Source organism: Nocardiopsis potens DSM 45234 (assembly GCF_000341105.1).
In the GTDB taxonomy this organism is placed as follows: Bacteria; Actinomycetota; Actinomycetes; order Streptosporangiales; family Streptosporangiaceae; genus Nocardiopsis_A; species Nocardiopsis_A potens.
This window is the reverse complement of the sequence record NZ_ANBB01000050.1, coordinates 67,534-86,320: the sequence shown is the minus strand read 5'-3', so window position 1 is coordinate 86,320 and position 18,787 is coordinate 67,534. Positions and strand designations below refer to the sequence as shown.

Sequence of the window (18,787 nt, the reverse complement as noted above, 5' to 3'; positions counted from 1 at the left end):
ACGACGGCCCCAAGACCGGGCGCTGACCCGGCGGGGCGACCCCGCGGCCGGCGCCGGCCGCGGGGTCCTTCCATGCCCGGGGGCCGCCGCGGGCCGGGCGCGCCGCCGCGGTGTGAGCGACCGCACCCGGGAGTTCCGCGGTGCCCCGCCCCGCCGCCGCGCGCCGCTCCGGCGGCCCCGGGACCGCCCGCTCCGCCCCCGCCCGCCCGAACCCCCAGGTCGGCCGGTTCCGCGGACCGGGACCGCGCCCCGCACGGCCGCCCCGGTCGCCGGACGCCCCGCCCGGGGGCGGATCGGGGCGCCGCCGGGCCGCTGCTAGGTTCCCGTCCGGGCCGCTCCCCCGCCCCCACGATCCTCCGCGACAGGACGGGAACCGCATGCGCAAGATCCTCATCGTCGGCGCCGGGCAGTCCGGGCTCCAGCTGGCGATCGGCCTCCTCGGCGACGGCTACGACGTCACCCTGGTCACCCTCCAGTCACCGGACGAGCTGCGCGCCGGCCGGGTGCTGTCCACCCAGTGCCTGTTCGGCACCGCGCTCCGCCGCGAGCGCCGGCACCGGCTGGCCTTCTGGGACGGCGACGCCCCCGAGATCACCGGGGTGGGGATGGTCATCGCCGACGGGCAGGGCGCCCAGGAGGCGTCCTGGACCGGGCGGCTGCGCGAACCCGCCCAGTCGGTCGACCAGCGGGTCAAGCTGGCCGCCTGGCTGGAGGAGTTCGAGCGGCGCGGCGGGCGCACCGTCTACCACGGCGCCACCCTCTCCGACCTGGAGTGGTTCGGCGGCGCCTACGACCTGACCGTGGTGGCCGCGGGCAAGGGCGAGCTGTCCGCCCTGTTCGAACCGGATCGGGCCCGGTCCCGGCCGGCCGGGCCGCGGCGCACCCTGGCCCTGGCCTACGTGCACGGCATGGCCGAGCACCCGGAGGGGCCGGTGATGCACCGCAGCGCCGTGCCCGGGGCCGGCGAGGTGATCACGCTGCCCGCGCTGACCGTCTCCGGGCGCTGCCACGCGGTGCTGGTGGAGGCCGTCCCGGGCGGCCCGATGGACCGCCCGGTGCCCTCCCGGCCGCAGCCCGGCATGGTGCTGGAGGGCATCCTCGACGTGCTGCGGGACAGCGCGCCATGGGTGTACGAGCGCTGCACGGAGGTGCGGCCCACCGACCCGGCGGCCGAGGCCCGCGGCGGGTACGCGCCGGCGGTGCGCAACCCGGTGGGCCGGCTGCCCGGCGGCGCCGCGGTGCTGGGCATGGCCGACGCGGTCGTGGTCAACGACCCCATCACCTCCCAGGGCGCCAACGCCGCCTCGGCCTGCGCCGAGGTCTACCGCAGGGCCATCGTGGACCACGGCGGCCGCCCCTTCGACGAGGAGTTCATGCGCGGCGCGTTCAGCGCGTACTGGCGGCACGCCCGGCACGTCACCGCCTGGAGCGAGGTGATGCTGGACGGCCCGCCGCACGCCTGGGAGCTGCTCCGCGCCGCCGCGGACCACCCCGGGCTCGCCGACCGGTTCGCCGCCGCCTTCGACGACCCGTCCGACCTGATCGGCTGGTTCCTGCACCCCGAGCGCGCCTACGAGTACCTGGACCTGGTCCGATCCGGCGCCCCGGCGTGACCCGGCGGGCCCCGGTGCGGTAGAACCGCAGGGCCCGGTCCCGCCCTTCCGAGGGGCCCCGCCCGGGTGCAGACCGACCCGCCTCACCCCCGGAGGTCCCGATGACCGCGCGCCCGAAGTCCCCGAAGCGGGGCAACCGCTTCGTCCTGCCCATGGTGCTGGGGGTGTTCACCCTGGTCCTGCTGATCATCGGGACGGTCTTCACCGTCCTGGGCTCCCAGGACTACAGCGGCCACACCGGGCGCGCCGAGGCCGTGGTCACCCGGGTGGACCGGGAGATCGACCGGAGGCCCGGCGACGACCGCCGGAAGCGGGTCGATTACGACGTGTACGTCGGCTACCAGGTGGACGGGACCGACTACTCCGATGTCCGCCTGAACGGCCTCGACGCCGACGACTACGGCGAGGGCGACACGCTCACCGTCGCCTACGAGCCCGGCGCCCCGGACTCCCCGGTGACCGTGCAGAGCACCGAGGAGGGCGCGCTGGACCTGTTCCGCCCGCTCGGCATCGGCGCCCTGGTGCTCGGCGCCGCCGCGGCGGCCGGGGCGATCGCCGCCCTGGTCCGAACCCTGCGCGCCCGGGGCTGACCGGGCGCCCCGGGGCCGAGCCGGCGCCGCGGGACTGAGCCGGCACCACGGAACCGGGCCGGCGCCGCGGGGCGGGGTCAGCGCTGCTGGAGCGCGTCCAGGGCGACGGCCATCGCGATCACCAGGCGGCGGTCGATCGCCGGCTCCTGGATCTCGACGGTGTACCGGTCCCGCAGCCCCCATCGCTTGTCGACGCTGAACAGCGGCCGGCCGTCCGCGGTGAAGTCGAAGTGGTAGGGGATGAACTGGAGGAACTCCAGGAAGCGGCGGAGCAGCGCCAGGGTCTCGTTCCGCTCCGTCCCCACCGCGGGCGGCAGCCCGGGCTGCTCGACGTGCCAGGTGGAGCGGAGCAACGACTTCTTGAAGTCCTTGCGGAACAGACCCACCGGGGCGCCGGCGCCGTCGAACACGTCGTAGACGGCGCCCAGGTCGATCGCCTGGCGGGCCTTGAACCCGAGCACCGGCACGCTGCGCGTGTCGTCGGTGTAGAACGTCACCTGCTCCTTGAAGGCCATCCGCTTCTGCTGGGCGAAGGCCACCATCTCGCCCTCCGACCCGTCCGGGCGCTCGGCCCGCACCTCGTACTGGTTGACCATCGGCCGGATCCGCTGCCGGACCACCAGCCGGGTCATCGCCTGCAAGCCGTGCATCGCACTTCCGTTCCGTTCCGGGGCCCGCCCCGCGGCGGACCTGCTGCGAGCCGTTCGACGGAGCACCGCCCCCACCGGTTCCCACCGGCCCGTCCGGTCGGTCCAGCGGGACGCCCCGCAGAGCGAAGGTCCAGACCAGCGGCGACGGCCAAGGCAGGGACGAGGCGAAGGTGATCACCCGAACGCAGCGCCCCCACAGGGCCGAGGTTCAAACAGGCGGCGACGGCAGAGGAAGGGGCGGGGCCGGGCGTCTCACCCGGGCGCGGCGCCCTACGAGGCCCGGGCTCAAGCAAGCGGCGACGGCGGGAGGGGGACCGGCCAGTCGGTCGGGTACGGCGCCTCGCGGAGCGGAGGTTCAAACGGGCGGCGAGGGCGGGAGTGGGCGGGCGCCGCGTTCACCGGCCCGGCCCGCGCGTGCTCCCGGCGGGGGCGGCGCCCCGGCGGAGGAGGCGGGCGGGCCTGCCCGCCTGGCCCCACCAGGGGGCCTTATCCCTTTATGCCTGGTTTGCGGCGGGGATCGGGCGGAGGCAGGGGCGCCCTGCGCACCGCGAGAGCACCCCGATTACATCTACCAGCGAGTAGTAAGCCCCCAAGCCCCGACCACCCCCTCCCCGATCCACCAGAGTGGCCAAACGGGGCTCCCCGAGAGAACAAAAGCGACATCCCACCCCCGCTCCGCCTCTCCCCGGGTTCCGGCCCCCTGCATCCTGACCTTGCGGGCGGCTCGAACCCTCCGTCACCGGCCCGATCAGGGCGAACCGGGCCTCTCGGGGCCCGATCCGGCCCAGGATGCGCGCCCGGGAATCACCGGGGTGCTCTCGCGGTGCGCAGGGCACCCCACCCCACCATCACCCTGCGTATTCGCCCAGTTCAGAGAGGGGTAGCGGTTTCAGCGGCGGCCGGCCCCGACGCCCGGGGCGACGCGGACACGGCGAACCCGCTCCCTCTGCCCGCCCCGGCCGCCCCTCCCTGCTCTGCCACACCCGACCGACCAGCCGGTCCCCACCCGCCGCCGTCGCCGCCAGCTTGAACCTTCGCTCCGCGAGGTGCCGCGCCCGGCTGGGGTGCCCGGCCCCGGCCCTGCCTTCGCCGTCGCCGCCCGTCTTGACCTTCGCTCTGCGGGGTGCCGTACCCGACCGACCGACCGGCCGGTCCCCACCGCCGCCCTCGCCGCCCGCCTGAACCCCCGCCCCGTGGGGCCCGACACCCGGGCGACCGCCTCCGCCCCGCCCCCCCCGCCGCCGTCGCCGCCCGCCTGAACCCCCACCCCATGGGGCGCCGCACCCGGGCGACCGACCGGCCGGCCCCTTCCTCTCCTCTGTGGTGTGCGGTGTTGCAGCGGCCACTGGAAACCGCCCGCTCTGACAGGACCGCAGCGTCAAGATCATCGACCGGGGGCGGGCTGAGTAGCCCTACTCAGGCCGGGTGGGGGTGCGCGCCGATGTCGTAGGCGCGCCTAGCGGGCGATCCTGACCTGCATGGACGGACTCTATGGACTCAAGCCCTGGTTCGCCGGCCGGCTGGCCTCGGTGCGCCGGGTGCTGGTCGCACGGCGGGTGCCGCCCGCCGCGCTGACCTGGGCCGGGGTCGGGTTCGGGGCGGCCGCCGGCGGGGCGCTGGCGGTACTGCCGCCGGGCCCGCTGTGCGCGGTCGCGGTGGCGGCGCTGCTCGTCGCCCGGCTGGCCTGCGCCAACCTGGACGGCGGGGTGGCCCGGGAGAGCGGCCGGACCACCCGGTTCGGCTACGTCGCCAACGAGCTGGGCGACCGGCTGGCCGAGTTCGCGGTGCTCGCGGGGTGCCTGTTCGCCGCCCCCGCGGCCTGGGTGCTCGGCGCGGCCTGCGCCGCGACCCTGCCGTCCTGGATCTCGCTGGCCGGCGCGGCCGCCGGGGCGCCGCGGGTGCAGGGCGGGCCGTGCGGCAAGACCGAGCGGTGCGCCCTGTTCGTGCTGTTCGCCGCGGTCGGCGCCGCGCCGCTGGTGTTCGGCCTGATGATCGCCGGCTCGCTGGCCACCGCGGCGCTCCGGCTGGTGCGCACCGCCCGGGCGCTGCGCACCGGCCCGGCCCCCGACGGGGCCGCCACCGGGGCCGCCGCCGCTCCGCTCGGGGCGGGTGGTCGGCGATGACCGGCGCGGTCGAGGCGGCCCCGTTCATCGGCGGCGCGCTGCTGCTCTCCGGGGCCGGGGTGTGGGCGTCCCGGCGGGCCGAGCTGATCCGGCGCTGGTCCAGCTGGGTGCTGATCGCGCTGGTGGTCGGCGGGGCGTTCGCGCTGGGCGCCCCGGCGGTGGCGGCGCTGGCCTCGGCCCTCGCCGCCGTCGCCATGGCCGAGTACGCCCGGACGGCCGGCCTGCGCCCGCCGGAGGCGCTGGTCGCCGGCGCCGTGGTCGCGGCGCTGCCGCCGGTGGCCTGGATCGCCCCGGAGCTGCTCTGGCGGGTGCTCGCGGCGGGCGCGCTGGCGGTGGTGCTCGTCCCGGTGCTGGCCGGGGACGCCGAGGACGGGGCGCGCCGCGCCTCGCGCGCGCTGTTCGGCACCGTCTGGCTGGCCGCGCCCGCCGGGCTGGTGCTGCTCGGCCCGGCGGCGTTCGCGCTGTGCACCGCGGTCGCGGTGGCCGACGTCGGGGCGTGGTTCGGCGGCCGGTTCCTCGGCGGTCCGCGGCTCTCCCCGCTCTCCCCCGCCAAGCGCTGGGGCGGCGCGGCGGCCGGAGCGGCGGCGGGGACGGCGGTGCTCCTCCTGTTCGGCGCGGCCACCCCGGCGCTGGTGCTCGCGGTCGCCGTCGCCGCCCCGCTCGGCGACCTGCTGGAGTCCATGGTCAAGCGGGACGCCGGGGTGAAGGACACCGCCGCCTGGCTGCCCGGCATGGGCGGCCTGCTGGACCGCGCCGACTCGCTGCTCCTCGCCCTGCCGGTGGCGGTGGTGCTGTCATGACCTCCCCTCCGCGACCGGGCAGGGCCCAGACCGGGAACGTGCGGCGGCCCGGTCCGCGGTGGCCGGCTCCGCCGGGCGCCGGGCCGCGCTCCTCCCGGCCGGTGCGCGGAGCCGCGCCGGCGGCGGCCTCCGCCCGGTCCCGATGCCGCAGGAATCCGCGTCCGCCCCGGCCCGGAGCCGGGGCGTCCGCAGAAAGGAGATCCCGATGACCGCCTTCTTCTCCACCGTCCCGGCCCGCCGGGCCGCCGCCCACTCCCGGACGGAGGCCCCCGGCCGCGCCCGGGGAGGTGCGACGTTCGACTCCGTGGCCCGCACCGCCCTGTGGCGGACGGCGCTGACCGGGACCGGCGGGATCCGCGTCCTCGGCTCCCCGCCGCAGGGGCCGTGCGTCCTGGTCGCCAACCACTCCTCGCACGCCGACACCGCGGCGCTGATCGCCGCGCTCCCGGCCCGGTGCCGCCCGGTGGTGGCGGCCGCCGACGACCACTGGTTCACCCGGCCGCTCCGGGCCTGGTCGGCGCGGACGCTGACCGGAGCGTTCCCGGTCCGGCGGAGCGGCGGCGGCGCGGCCGACCTGCTGGCCGCCGAGCGGTTCCTGCGCGAGGGCCGGGTGGTCATCGTCTACCCGGAGGGGACCCGCTCCGCCGACGGCTCGCTGGCCCGGTTCCGCTCCGGCGCCGCCCGGCTGGCCGCGTCCGCGGGCGTCCCCCTGGTCCCGGCGGCGATCGAGGGCACCCGCGCCCTGCTCGGCCGGGACGGCCGCTTCCGCCCGTCCCGGGTGACGGTCCGCTTCGGCATCCCGGCCGAGGACATCCGCGCGGCCCGCACCCAGGTCGCCCGCCTCCTCGGCACCGGGGACGGGGAGGGCTGACCGCGGCACGCGTCCCCGGCGCACGGGCCCGGGACGCGTGCCGGGGGCAGAGGCAGGAGGAAAGAGCGGGGAAAAGAGGCCGGGCCCCCGGACGGCGCGGACTCCCCGCGATCCCCGGGCCCGTGCCGCGGCCTCCGCCCGCCCCTCCTGCCGTTCCCCGCCTCCGCGAAGCGGGAAGGGGCCGCCGGCCTGCCCCGGTCGCGCAGATCGGGCCGCCTGCGACGGCCCCGGGTCCTCCGCCGCGCGGCCGGGGCCGGACCGGCGCGGGGAGGCGGGAGAGCCCCCCGGAACGCGGCTTCGGCCCCCTGGGCTCGCCCGGCGGTCAGATCCAGGGCGGCAGGGCGGGCAGCGCCGGGGCGGCGGTCAGGCCGGTGCCCGGGGAGCGGCCGGTGAGCCAGGCGAGGAGGTCGGCCCGGGAGCCGGTGACCTCGGCGCCGCCGGAGCCGAACCGGGCGGCCTCGGCGCCGGAGTCGTCGCGCAGCAGCATCGCCGGGGTGTCCGGGTGGCGGCGGTAGTAGGCGGCGAGGTCGCCCAGGAGCGTCTCGCACTCGTCGCCGGGCAGGTCGGCGAAGCCGGTGCCGACGTCCAGGTCGACGAGGTGGACCGCCAGCTCGCGCAGGCGGAACACCAGGATCCGCTCCGGGGTGGACGGCCCGCCGCTGAACGGCCGCACCTCCGCCGACCAGGCGGGGGCGGGCAGCTCGGCGAAGGCCCTGTTCAGCTCCTGGGCGGTGGCGGCGACGTCCGCGGCGAGCTCCGCGGCCGGGCGGTGCGCGCCCGCCTCGATCTCGGCGTCCCGCGAGGCCCGGTCGGGGTACTGGGGGTTCTCCACGCCGGTGCGCGCCCACTCCAGCAGCCGGCCGAGCCCCTCCGCCTGGCGGGCGAGGTGGCTCAGCACGTGGCCTCGGCTCCAGCCGGGCAGCAGCGAGGGGGCGCGGACGTCCTCGTCGGTCAGCGCGCCGATCCGCTCGCGCGCCCGGTCCGTGGCCCGCACGACCTGCCGGAAGGTCGCGGCGCTGGTGGAAGGGATCGATGGCATGCGGGTCCTCCCGGATCGGCGGCGGGTGCGGCCGCGCGGGGGAAGCCCCCGGCGGGCCGCACCCATCCTGGCGCCGGGCCGTCCTCCCGGCAACCGCCGGGCCGCGCCCTCCCGATGGTCCCGACGCTGCCGCCGCCTCGAAGCCGGTCGAGGCGGCGACGGCGCCGAGCCCGCCGCCCAGGGGCGGGGCGGCTCAGTAGCGGTCGCCGACCGCCGCCGGGACCGCGTCGAGTTCTTCCAGGTCGGCGGGGGTGAGGTCGAGGTCGGCCGCGCCCGCGTTGTCGTGCAGGTAGCGGGACTTCTTGGTGCCGGGGATCGGGATGACGTGGTCGCCCTGGGCCAGTGTCCAGGCGATGGCGACCCGGGCCGGGGTGCTGCCGTGCCGCTCGGCGACCCGGCGGACCACCTCGACGATCCGCCGGTTCTCCCGCATCGCCTCCTCGCGGAACCGCGGGTTGCCGGTGCGGAAGTCGCCCTCCTCCAGCCCGCCGGCGGTGACGCTCCCGGTGAGGAAGCCGCGGCCGAGCGGGGAGAACGGCACGAAGGCGGCGCCGTTGGCGGCGCACCAGCCGAGCACATCGCCGGTCTCCTCGCCGGTGTCGGCGGCGGGGAGGCCCGGCCCCTGCTTCGCGGTCCCGCCGGGGACCCCCATGGCGTCCCGGGTCCACAGCGACAGCTCCGACTGGACCGCCGCGACCGGGTGGATCCGGTGCGCTCGCTCCGCCTGGGAGGCGGTCACCTCGGACAGGCCCAGGTGGCGGGCCTTGCCCTCGGCGACCAGCTCCGCCATGGCGCCCCAGGTCTCGGCCAGCGGCACCTCCGGGTCGACCCGGTGCAGGTAGTACAGGTCGACGCTGTCGGTGCCCAGCCGGCGCAGGCTCTCCTCCAGGGAGCGCCGCACGTGCTCGGGCGAGCCGTCCCGGTGCATGGCGTGGGTACGGGCGTCGTCCACCACCAGCCCGGTCTTGGTGGCCAGCACCACCCGGTCGCGCAGGCCCTTCAGGGCCCGGCCGGCCAGCTCCTCGTTGTGCCCGGCGCCGTAGACCTGGGCGGTGTCCAGGAAGGTCGCGCCGAGGCCGACCGCCTCCCGGATCAGCTCCTCCGAGGCCGCGTCGTCCCGCTCGGAGGCCGAGTAGGCCCAGCTCATCCCCATCAGCCCGAGGCCGACCGCGCCGACCTCGGCGCCCTGGAACCGTCGTGTGCGCATGTCCGTCCCTCTTCCGCTCGTGTCCGCTGGTGTCCCGGGCCTCCGCCGCAGTGCGCCCGTCAGGCGGCGGCCGCGGTGGTCAGCCCTCCGTCGATGATGATGTCCTGGCCGTTGACGTAGGAGGCGTCGCCGGAGGCGAGGAAGGCCACCACCGGCGCGACCTCCTCGGCGCCGCCGAGCCGGCCCGCGGGGATGCGGGACTCCAGCGCGGGGATCTCCGCCGGGTCGACCGCCCCGTGGAACATGGGGGTCGTGATGTAGCCGGGGCTGACCGAGTTCACCCGGACGCCCCGGTCGGCCAGGTCCACGGCGAAGGTGCGGGCCAGGTTGTGCACGGCCGCCTTGGTCGCCGCGTACAGCGAGGAGGACGGCAGGGAGCGGTGCAGCGTCCAGGACGCGTTGATCACCACCGCCCCGCCCCGGCGGATCAGCGGCAGGGCCTTCTGCACGGTCAGGTAGACGCCGGTGAAGTTGGCGCCGAGGACCCGGCCGATCTCCTCCTCGGTGGTGTCCTCCAGGTGCTCGAAGGAGGCCGTCCCGGCGTTGGCGAAGACCGCGTCCAGGCCGCCGGACCACTCCCGGATCCGCTCGGCCAGCGCGTCCAGGTCGGCCGCGCTGGAGGCGTCGCCGCGCACGGCCAGCACCCGGCCCGGCGCGTCCAGCTCCTTGGCCGCGGCCTCCAGCCGGCCGGCGTCGCGGCCGGTGATGACGACCCTGGCGCCTTCGGCGAGGAACCGGGCCGCGGCGGCCAGGCCGATCCCGCTGGTGCCTCCGGTGACCAGGGCGGTCCGTCCGGCGAAGCGCTGTGCGGTGGCGGTCTCTGCGTTCTCGTTGCCGTTCATGGGGACGATATTGGCGGCGGGGCGGGCGGGGCGGCAGACCCGGGCGATCCTGGCACTGCCGGTGCCACCCTGGCGCGCCCGGAAAGCGCCCGCCCCAGGGCGATGATCTTGGCGTTGCGGGGGTATCAGAGCGCTCTGATACCCCCGCAACGCCAAGATCATCGAGGGGCGGCGCCCGCGCGGGCGCCGCCGTCCCGGTTCAGCCCACCCGGGCCGGGCGGTCCCGGTCGGCGATCCGCTCCAGGACCTCGGCGGTGCCCGTGCCCGGCCTCGGGTTGTACAGCACGATGTCGTACCCGGGCAGGTCGGGTACTGTCAGCAGGGTCGACTCGAAGACCAGGTCTCCGTGGTCGGGGTGGATCACGGCCTTGACCGCCCGGCCGCCCTCGGCCACCTCGTGCAGCGCCCACAGCTCGGCGAACTCCCGGCTGACCGCCTTGAGGTCGTCGGCGATGGCCTCGAAGCGCGGGTCGTCCGGGTAGCGCGCCGCGTCGCCGCGGAACCGCGCGACGACGCTGCGGGCGGCCCGCTCCCACTCCGGCTGCAGCTCCCGGTAGCGGGCGTTGGTGAAGAAGGTGACCAGGCAGTTGTGGTCGTTCTCGCCGTAGCCGAGGAGTTCGGGGACGGTCGGGCCGAACGCCACCAGGTTCCAGTGCCGGTCCCGGACGTAGGCGGGCCGGGGCGCCCACGCCTCCAGCAGCCGGTGCAGCTCCGCGGGGACCCCGCCGTCCGGCGCGGCCGGGGCGAGCGGCGGGTTCAGCCCGGACAGCAGGTACAGGTGCCGCCGCTCGGCCGGGTCCAGCCGCAGCGTGCGGGCGACGGCGTCGAGCACCTCCGCCGAGACGTTCTCCGCGCGCCCCTGCTCCAGCCGGGTGTACCAGGAGACGCCGACCCCGGCGAGCACCGCCACCTCCTCCCTGCGCAGCCCGGGGGTGCGGCGGCGGCCCGCGTCGGGCATGCCGACGTCGGCGGGGGTGAGCCGGGCCCGGCGGCTGTGCAGGAAGTCGCGCAGCTCGGTGCGGCGGCGCTCGGAGTCGGCGCGGGCGTTCTCGGCGCTCATCGGGTCCCTTCCGGCAGCGGCCCCGGCGGGTGCGGAGGCCCGGTTCCTCCACGCCGGCCGGGGCGGGTTCACGCCTTCACGATAGTCGGCGCCGCCTCCCCCGCCCCGGGCCGGTCCGCCGCGGAGCGGAAGGTGCGCCGGTAGGCCAGCGGGGCGACGCCGATCTCGGCGTGCATGTGCCGGCGGAGCGAGGCGGCGGTGGCGAAGCCGACCTCGGCGGCGACCCGGTCCACCGGCAGGTCGGTGGCCTCCAGCAGGTCGCGGGCGCGGGCCACGCGCTGCCCGGTGAGCCAGCGCCCGGGGCTGGTGCCGGTCTCCATCCGGAACCGCCGGGCGAAGGTGCGCTCGCTCATCCGCGCGTGCGCGGCCAGTTCGGCCAGGCTCAGCGGGCGGTGCAGCCGGCGCAGCGCCCACTCCCGGGTCGGCCCGGTGCCGGTGTCGCCCTCCTCGGGGACCGGGCGCTCGATGTACTGGGCCTGGCCGCCGTCCCGCCACGGCGGCACCACGCACAGCCGGGCCACCCGGTTGGCGGTCTCCGCGCCGTGGTCCCGGCGGAGCAGGTGCAGGCAGGCGTCGATGCCGGAGGCGGCGCCGGCCGAGGTGAGGACGTCGCCCTCGTCGACGAAGAGCGCGTCCTGGTCGACCCGGACCCGGGGGAACGCCCTGCGCATCAGGTCGGCCTGGCGCCAGTGGGTGGCGGCGCGCCGGCCGTCCAGCAGGCCCACCGCCGCGAGCAGGAAGGACGCGGTGCAGATGGAGACCAGGCGGGCGCCGGGGCGCACCCTGCGCAGCGCGGCGGCCGCGCCCGGGGGCGCCTGCCCGGCGGAGAGGAGCGGCTCCGCGGAGAACGGCGGGACGACGACGGTGTCGGCGGTGTCGATCGCCTCCGGGCCCCGGTCCACGGCGATCCGGAAGTCCGCCTGGGTGGCGACGGCCCCGGAGGGGCCGGCGCCGCAGGTCACCACCTGGTAGAGGTCCCCGGCGGAGCCGAAGACGCGGGCGGGGATGCCGAGTTCGAACGGGTAGACGCCGTCCAGGGCGAGTACGGCCACACGGTGCATGGCCGGATCGTATCGAATGATGGCGATCATGCCATTTCCCCGCCGGGGTGCGGGCGGCATCCTGGGAGGCATGAGCGAAGCGAACGACACTCCGCAGGTGCCCGCGGCGATGCGGGCGGTCTCCCAGGACGAGCACGGCGGCCCCGAGGTGCTGCACCTGGTCGAGAAGGAGGTCCCCTCCCCCGGGGTGGGGGAGGTCCTGGTGAAGGTGCGGGCGGCGGGGGTCAACCCCACCGACTACAAGCACCGCTCCGGCCGCCGGTTCCTCGGCGACCCGCCGTACGTGCTGGGCTGGGACGTCTCCGGGACGGTCGCCGCGGTCGGCCTCGGGGTGACCCTGTTCCGGCCGGGCGACGAGGTGTTCGGCATGCTGCCCTACCCGTGGGGCGCGGGGGCGCACGCGGAGTACGCGGTAGGGCCGGCCCGCGCGTTCGCCGCCAAGCCCGCCGAGCTGGACCACGTGCAGGCGGCCGCCGTGCCGCTGGCCGCGCTGACCGCCTGGCAGGCCCTGGTCGACACGGCGGACGTGCAGGCGGGGCAGCGGGTGCTGGTGCACGCGGCGGCCGGCGGGGTCGGCCACTTCGCGGTGCAGATCGCCAAGGCCCGCGGCGCGTACGTCATCGGCACCGCGAGCGCCCCCAAGCACGGGTTCGTGCGCGGGCTGGGCGCCGACGAGGTCGTCGACCACCGGGAGCAGGACCCGGTGGAGGCGGCCGGCGAGGTCGACGTCGTCCTGGACACCCTGGGTGGAGAGACCCCGATCCGGTCGCTGCGCGCGCTGCGCCCGGGCGGGATCGTGGTCAGCATCCTGCCGACCGGCACCGACCGGCTCCCTGCGGCCGCCGCGGAACTGGGCGTGCGCGGCGTGGAGATGATCGTCGAGGACGACCACGCCGGGATGCGCGCCATCGCGGCCCTGGCCCGCTCCGGCGCCCTCCGCCCGGAGGTCGCCGGGGTCTTCCCGCTGGAGAAGGCGGCCGACGCGCACCGCCAGGGCGAAACCGGCCGCGTCGCCGGCAAGCTGGTGCTCTCCGTCTCCGAGTAGCGGTCCGCGGGCGGCGAGGCGGCTGCGGCTCTTCGGGGACGCCCGCCCCGGCCGAGAAGATCGCACACCGGCAGGGGCCCGCCCCGGGCCTGCGGGGATGCTCCGGCGGGGGCCGGGTCTTCCTTCCGGGGAAGGCCGCCCGCCCCGCACCTGCGGGACGTGTCCGCTGCGCAGAGAGCCCCCGGCCGCAACGGCCGGGGGCTCTTTCCGGTCAGGGGGCGGACGTCCCCTCGGAGGCGGGCTCGGCGGCCGCCGGGGAGGCCGCGCAGGCACCGTCCCCGGGGTCACCGGAGCGGCCGCCTCCGACGGGGCAGGCGGAGCCGTGCGGGGCCGCTCCGCCGGGCGGCGGGGCGGAGGCGCCGGCCGCGCGGCGGAGGTGGGCGGCCAGCTCCTCCGCGGAGCGGGCTCCGGACGCCGCGTGCTCCCCGCCGAACAGGAAGGACGGGACGCCGTGCAGGCCGAGGGAGGCGGCGCGGGCCTCATCGGCGCGGACGGTGTCGGTGTGCCGACCGCTCTCCAGCAGCTCGGCGGCGGCCCCGGCCTCCAGTCCGGCCTCGGCCGCCAGGCCGACCAGGGCGGACCGGTCGGAGAGGACCGCGCCCTCGCAGGCGTAGGCGCGCATCAGCCGCTCCTGGACCGCGCCGCCGATGCCCCGCTCTTCGGCGAGGTGGACCAGCCGGTGCGCGTCGAGGGTGTTGACCGGGCGGGCCCGGTCCAACCGGTAGGCCAGGCCCTCCTCCTCGGCCTGGGCTCCGACCGAGGAGAGGCGGAGCGCGATCTCCGCCGCGGAGAGGCCCTGGCGCCGCATGTAGTCGGGGAGGGCCAGGTCGCCGCCGGGGCCGCCGTGCGGGTCCAGCTCGCTGCTGCGCCACCGCACCCGCACCCGCTCGCCCAGCCCGGCCAGCCGTATCGCGCGTTCCAGCCGCCGCTTCCCGATGTAGCACCACGGGCACACCAGGTCGGTCCAGACCTCGACGGAGACGGGGGCCGCGCCGCCCGCTCCGGTACCGTTCGCATCGCTCATGGGCTCACCATAGGTGTGCGGCTTTCTCTAGGTAAGTACCCACTTCAAGGTAGGCTCCGGGCATGGACGTAAGTTCGCAGCGCACACAGGTTCCCTCCCGGCAGGCCGCCGGGGATCCGCCGGCCGCCGGCACCGTCTTCGACCCGGACTGCCCGGCCCGCATCGTGCTGGACCACGTGACCGGCCGGTGGGGCGTCCTCATCCTGCGCACCCTCGCCGGCGGCCCGGTGCGCTTCGCCGGGCTGCGCGACCGGATCGGCGGCATCAGCGAGAAGATGCTCTCCCAGACCCTGCGCACCCTCGCCCGCGACGGCCTGGTGGAGCGCACCGTGGAGCCGACCACCCCGCCGCAGGTCAGCTACTCGCTCACCGCGCTGGGCGCCGAGCTCACCGAGCCGCTGGGCGGACTGGTCGACTGGATCGCCCGGCGCGCCCCGGAGGTGATCGCCGCCCAGGAGGCCTATGACGCGCGGTCGGCGCCGGCGCAGGGGCGGGCGCGGGGTCAGGCACAGGGTCAGGCGTAGACCGTCGCGCCGGCGCCGGCCACCGTCAGGAAGATCAGGCCCGCGAAGGCGTAGGCCATCCACCGGCCGCCGGGCGCGCGGGGGCGGTCCGTCCGGTCGGTCCGGCCGGAGCGGTCGCCCTCCCCGGCGAAGGCCAGCAGGACCCCGCCGACCAGCAGCATCAGGCAGGCGATCCAGAGCGCGTGGGTGTACCACGGCCAGCCCCGGGTGAACTCGGGGAGCACCGAGCGGAGCGGGCCGCCGGGGATCACCCGGATCGCCGCCCAGCCCGCGCTGGAGGCCACCAGCAGCGCGGCGGCCCGGATGGCCGACCGCTCCGCCGGACGGACCCGGGGCGCGGCCGCGGGCGCCTCCCGGGGGCGGCCGGTGCGGTGCACGACGCGCCCGCCGAGCACCACCAGCACCGCGATCCCGCCGACCAGCGGGATCCACACCCGGCTGGTCGGGGTGCCGAGGTCGCCCAGGCGCGCGGTGAACTGCACCACCAGCAGGAGCGCGCCGCCCAGGCAGAGCATGCCGCCGGACCACACGACCCAGGAGAACAGGTCCGTCCAGGAGGCCCACCGCGCCCGGAACCGCCCGCCGGGCGGGCCTCCGGAGCCGTCGCCGTCGGAGCCGCTCTGCTCAGAACCGGGGGTGGACACCTGCTCCGCCTGCTCTCCTCAAGTGATCGCGAGTGATCGCGCGGGGGACGGAACGTCACCTTATCTCCGCTCGGCCACCGTTCCGCTCGACCCCGGCGGTGGAGCGGCCCGGTATCCGCCGTGTCACACCGCCGCCCCCACCGAACCCGCACCGGAGCGGCCCGCCCGGCACCCCGGCGGAGACGCCCGGGTTCAGTGCGCCCCGCACTCCGGGGCGACGTCCTCGGGAAGCAGTTCGCGGAGCTGCTCGACGCCGGGCTCCTCCCCCTGCTGCGCCATCCGCTCGATCCTCCGGGCCTGCCGGGTCACGCTCTCCTCGAAGAGCTTGCGCACCTCGCGGCCGTTGCCGTCGGCGAAGCGGTCCGGGTCGGCGCGGACGGCGCCGCCGACCGCGGCCAGCGTCGCCTCGGGGACGGTGTACTCCTTGGCCTCGGCGGTCCCGCCGAAGATCGCGGCCAGCTCGTCCGCGGTATAGGGGTCGAAGACCACGGTCCGGGAGAACCGCGATGCCAGGCCGGGGTTGGCGGCGAGGAACCCGTCCATCTCACCGGTGTAGCCGGCCGCGATCACCACCACCTCGTCGCGGAAGTCCTCCATCAGCTTGAGCAGCGTGTCGATGGCCTCCTGGCCGAAGTCGTGCCCGCTGCCTCCCCGCCGGGCCAGGGTGTAGGCCTCGTCGATGAAGAGCACCCCGCCGCGGGCCTTCTCGAAGACGTCCCTGGTGCGCTGCGCGGTCTGCCCGACGTACTGGCCGACCAGATCGGCCCGGGCCACCTCGACCACCTGCCCTTCGGCGAGCACCCCGAGCGCGGCCAGCAGCTCGCCGTAGATGCGGGCCACCGTGGTCTTGCCGGTCCCGGGCGGCCCGGCGAACACCAGGTGCCGGGAGGGCAGCGGCGCCTCCAGCCCGGCGGCCTGCCGCCGCCGGCCGGCCGAGATCAGGGCGGTCAGCTCGGACACCTCGTGTTTGACCGCGGCCAGGCCGATCATCCCGTCCAACCGTTCCAGGAGCCGTTCGGCCTGCCCCGCGTCCCGGGCCTCGCCGACCCTGGCGGTGAGGCCGGCGTCGACCACCCCGTCCAGGTCCTCGGGCAGCACCAGGGTCAGGTCCTCGACGCTGGTCGCCCCGGTGTCGACGATCCGGCCCGCCTGGCGCTGCATGACCTCCTCGAACATCCGGCGCGCCTCCCGGCCGTTGCCGAACGACTCGTCCCGCACCTGGTTCTGGAAGTGCCGCAGGACCAGTTCGCGGACCCCTTCTCCGAGGACGTAGCCCTTGCCCTCGGCCATACCGGCGAAGACCGTGGTGAGCTGCTCCGGGGCGAGGTTCTCGAACGCGACGACCCTGGACACCCGCGACTTCAGCCCCGGGTTGGCGGCGAGGAACTTCCGCATCTCGTCGGAGTAGCCGGCGAAGACCACCACCACGTCGTCGCGCAGGTCCTCCATCAGCTTGATCATCGCGTCGATGGCCTCCTGCCCGAAGTCGGATCCGGAGCCGAACTTCCGGGACAGCGCGTAGGCCTCGTCGATGAAGAGCACCCCGCCGCGCGCCTTCTCGAACAGCGCGGTGGTCTTGCCGGTGGTCGCACCCAAGTGCTGGCCGACCAGGTCGGCCCGGGACGCCTCGATGAACCCGCCGCCGCTGAGCACACCGAGCGAGCACAGGATCTCGCCGTAGAGCCGCGCCACCGTGGTCTTGCCGGTGCCGGGTGGGCCGGAGAACACCAGGTGCCGGCTGATCTCCAGCTCGGGCAGCCCGGCCTCGCGCCGCTGCTCGCTCACCCGGTTGAGATTGATCAGCGCGCGGACCTCCTTCTTCACCCCGTCCAGGCCGACCATCGCGTCCAGCTCGGCCAGCACCTCCTCCAGCGGCCGGGCGCCGTCCTCCGAGGAGGGGCCGGAAGAGTCCGCACCACCGCTGCCCGCGGGGACCTTGACCATGCCGTAGGTCCCATCGGTGAACTCGGGACCGGCGTCCTCCATCTCGGTGTCCTCAAGCTGAAGGATCGCGCCGTCCTCGACGTAGACGCCGGGGGTGCCGTTGTCGCGCAGGGTGCAGCGGACGAGGCGGAGGCGGCCGCCTTCGACGACCACGGCACCGTTCTCGCCTGCCCCTGAGAACACGGTCTCCTCCACCGTGGCGTTTCCACCTGCAGCGACCCCGATCCCCTGGATCCCCTTATGGACGGCGGAGTCCTTGAGCACGACCCGGCCACCGTCCTTCACGTACACGGTGGTGACCCGGTCGGCGGCCTCTCCGGAGAGCGCCAACTGCGCACGGACGACCTCTACGTGGCTCCCGCCCCAGACGCTCAGGGCGTTCCCCGTGTTCTCCTCCGAGGTCAGGCCGTCGATCTTGACGACCCCGTCGTTCCAGGCGAAAACCCCTCCCTTGACGTCGGAGATCCGCAGATCCGATAGGAACGCCGTGCCCCCGTCGATCGTGAGGCCCAGCTTCTGCCCTCCCCCGCTGATGTTCAATCGGCGCCCTTCGGTACGGGTCCCGTCGAGGATCACGGCGGGGTACGTCTTATCGACGCTCCCCTCAGCCCGCTCGGTGACCTCCACGTCTTCGAGCGCCGCCGTACCGTCCTCCAGGTTGACCCCGCTTCTCCCGGCCCCGATGACCTGGACCTGCTTCGCCGTAATGCGCCCGTTTCCCACAGCGATGCCGTTCCGCCCGGTGTCCTCGAGTCGAAGATCGGACACGGTGGCCACGGCATCCTCAACGTCCAGCCCGCTTCCCTCGACACCGGCCACTCGGCCGCCCTCGATCGTGATCCGGGCTCCCGAGCGGACACCGACGGCACTTCGTCCGGGTCCTCCTCCTTCGATGTCGAGCCGGGAGAAGAACGCATCGCTCTTTCCCTGCACCCAGACCGGTGTCCCCTTGCTACCGACCAGATGGCAGTTGTGGATCCGCGGGGAGGAATCGCCGATCCACACCACAGGACGGTCCGGCCCGCCCGCGTGTTCGAACAAGCAGTCCGCCACGTGCGGCCTGGCACCCACCTTGATGGACAGGGCATTGAACTTGCCCACCGAGTCGAAGAAGCGGAGCCCTCTGAGTTCCACGTCCGCGTCTCCTCGGACCACGACCCACGACTTCTCGAAGACCGTGTCGAGGACCAACCCGCCGGTACGGTTCACATCGAGGCCGCTGCCGATGAACCTGCACTTCTTCACCTCGATCTGCGCGTCTTTCGCGTAGACCTCGGTTTCCACTTTGAACACGCAGTCCACGGCCACAAGAGACGTCTTCGGATGCATGTACACCGGTGGATATTTTTCGGCCCGGCTGTTCACCTCGAGGCCGTAGAGTTCCAGCCGCCCCTTGCGCACGTTGAACACGTTGGTCGGCTCGCCCACCAGAGACACCGCCACGGTCCCCGGCCCCTGAGTGGGCACGATCATCACGTGCCGCTCGATGACCTGGGTGTTCGACACCGTGTAGTGCCCTGGGTCCACGTGCAGGTAGAGGTCGGCCCCGGCATAGTGCGGATGCCTCAGGGCCTCCTCGATGCCCCACACCGCGCCGTAAGCCGTCTGCGACACGTGGACCGTGTACATCCATGCACTCCATTGGACCGGGATCGGGAGGACGTCCGCACCGCCGCGCTCCGGACCACCGGTGTTCGCGGCGGTGCGCTCCGTACGCTATCGCCTGCCCTGTAGGGCATCCCGAGCCCGG

16 protein-coding genes are annotated in these 18,787 nt (G+C 75.8%); 7 read left to right on the top strand and 9 right to left on the bottom strand.

Features of this window, described 5'->3' with window-relative positions:
- The first annotated feature begins 377 nt into the window (after nt 1–377).
- Together D459_RS0120965 and D459_RS32310 are read left to right on the top strand one after the other, a co-directional pair.
- Nucleotides 378–1,613: a styrene monooxygenase/indole monooxygenase family protein gene (locus D459_RS0120965; protein ID WP_017594970.1), complete on the top strand. Its 1,236-nt coding sequence runs from the start codon at nt 378–380 to the stop codon at nt 1,611–1,613.
- A gap of 101 nt (nt 1,614–1,714) precedes the next feature.
- Complete coding sequence (locus tag D459_RS32310; RefSeq protein ID WP_017594969.1) at nt 1,715–2,203, top strand: DUF3592 domain-containing protein; 489 nt, start codon at nt 1,715–1,717, stop codon at nt 2,201–2,203.
- A gap of 77 nt (nt 2,204–2,280) precedes the next feature.
- On the opposite strand, the gene D459_RS0120955 is transcribed toward D459_RS32310, so the two are convergent.
- The gene (locus tag D459_RS0120955; protein ID WP_017594968.1) at nt 2,281–2,853 is read right to left on the bottom strand and encodes an LURP-one-related/scramblase family protein; all 573 of its coding nucleotides are present in this window, start codon (nt 2,851–2,853) and stop codon (nt 2,281–2,283) included.
- Nucleotides 2,854–4,331: 1,478 nt separating this feature from the next.
- Here D459_RS0120955 and D459_RS0120950 point away from each other — a divergent pair.
- From D459_RS0120950 to D459_RS0120940, 3 genes are all read left to right on the top strand, one after another.
- Entirely contained in the window at nt 4,332–4,976 is a 645-nt protein-coding gene (locus tag D459_RS0120950; protein WP_017594967.1) for a CDP-alcohol phosphatidyltransferase family protein, read from the top strand.
- Nucleotides 4,973–5,776: a phosphatidate cytidylyltransferase gene (locus tag D459_RS0120945; RefSeq protein ID WP_017594966.1), complete on the top strand. Its 804-nt coding sequence runs from the start codon at nt 4,973–4,975 to the stop codon at nt 5,774–5,776. Before D459_RS0120950 ends, D459_RS0120945 begins: the two co-directional genes overlap by 4 nt.
- Before the next feature lie 205 nt (nt 5,777–5,981).
- Complete coding sequence (locus D459_RS0120940; protein WP_081620653.1) at nt 5,982–6,647, top strand: lysophospholipid acyltransferase family protein; 666 nt, start codon at nt 5,982–5,984, stop codon at nt 6,645–6,647.
- 322 nt (nt 6,648–6,969) lie between these two features.
- On the opposite strand, the gene D459_RS0120935 is transcribed toward D459_RS0120940, so the two are convergent.
- From D459_RS0120935 to D459_RS0120915, 5 genes are all read right to left on the bottom strand, one after another.
- Entirely contained in the window at nt 6,970–7,686 is a 717-nt protein-coding gene (locus D459_RS0120935) for a maleylpyruvate isomerase family mycothiol-dependent enzyme (protein WP_017594964.1), read from the bottom strand.
- A gap of 193 nt (nt 7,687–7,879) precedes the next feature.
- Nucleotides 7,880–8,893: an aldo/keto reductase gene (locus D459_RS0120930; RefSeq protein ID WP_017594963.1), complete on the bottom strand. Its 1,014-nt coding sequence runs from the start codon at nt 8,891–8,893 to the stop codon at nt 7,880–7,882.
- Nucleotides 8,894–8,952: 59 nt separating this feature from the next.
- A complete protein-coding gene (locus D459_RS0120925) occupies nt 8,953–9,735 on the bottom strand; it encodes an SDR family NAD(P)-dependent oxidoreductase (RefSeq protein ID WP_017594962.1) in 783 nt (260 codons plus the stop codon).
- 199 nt (nt 9,736–9,934) lie between these two features.
- Nucleotides 9,935–10,795: a helix-turn-helix transcriptional regulator gene (locus D459_RS0120920; RefSeq protein WP_017594961.1), complete on the bottom strand. Its 861-nt coding sequence runs from the start codon at nt 10,793–10,795 to the stop codon at nt 9,935–9,937.
- A gap of 68 nt (nt 10,796–10,863) precedes the next feature.
- The gene (locus D459_RS0120915) at nt 10,864–11,856 is read right to left on the bottom strand and encodes a GlxA family transcriptional regulator (RefSeq protein WP_017594960.1); all 993 of its coding nucleotides are present in this window, start codon (nt 11,854–11,856) and stop codon (nt 10,864–10,866) included.
- A gap of 70 nt (nt 11,857–11,926) precedes the next feature.
- Between D459_RS0120915 and D459_RS0120910 the strand changes: the two genes are divergently transcribed.
- On the top strand, nt 11,927–12,901 hold the full coding sequence (locus D459_RS0120910) for an NADP-dependent oxidoreductase (RefSeq protein ID WP_017594959.1): 975 nt from the start codon (nt 11,927–11,929) through the stop codon (nt 12,899–12,901).
- Nucleotides 12,902–13,112: 211 nt separating this feature from the next.
- Here D459_RS0120910 and D459_RS32305 read toward each other — a convergent pair whose 3' ends face one another.
- A complete protein-coding gene (locus tag D459_RS32305; RefSeq protein ID WP_017594958.1) occupies nt 13,113–13,925 on the bottom strand; it encodes a DsbA family oxidoreductase in 813 nt (270 codons plus the stop codon).
- Nucleotides 13,926–13,987: 62 nt separating this feature from the next.
- Here D459_RS32305 and D459_RS0120900 point away from each other — a divergent pair, with 62 nt between their 5' ends.
- The gene (locus D459_RS0120900) at nt 13,988–14,449 is read left to right on the top strand and encodes a winged helix-turn-helix transcriptional regulator (RefSeq protein WP_017594957.1); all 462 of its coding nucleotides are present in this window, start codon (nt 13,988–13,990) and stop codon (nt 14,447–14,449) included.
- On the opposite strand, the gene D459_RS0120895 is transcribed toward D459_RS0120900, so the two are convergent.
- The gene (locus D459_RS0120895) at nt 14,440–15,093 is read right to left on the bottom strand and encodes a hypothetical protein (protein ID WP_017594956.1); all 654 of its coding nucleotides are present in this window, start codon (nt 15,091–15,093) and stop codon (nt 14,440–14,442) included. The genes D459_RS0120900 and D459_RS0120895 overlap by 10 nt on opposite strands.
- A gap of 192 nt (nt 15,094–15,285) precedes the next feature.
- Nucleotides 15,286–18,666 (bottom strand): AAA family ATPase, encoded by a 3,381-nt coding sequence (locus D459_RS0120890; RefSeq protein WP_017594955.1) that lies wholly within the window; start codon nt 18,664–18,666, stop codon nt 15,286–15,288.
- Nucleotides 18,667–18,787 lie beyond the last annotated feature (121 nt).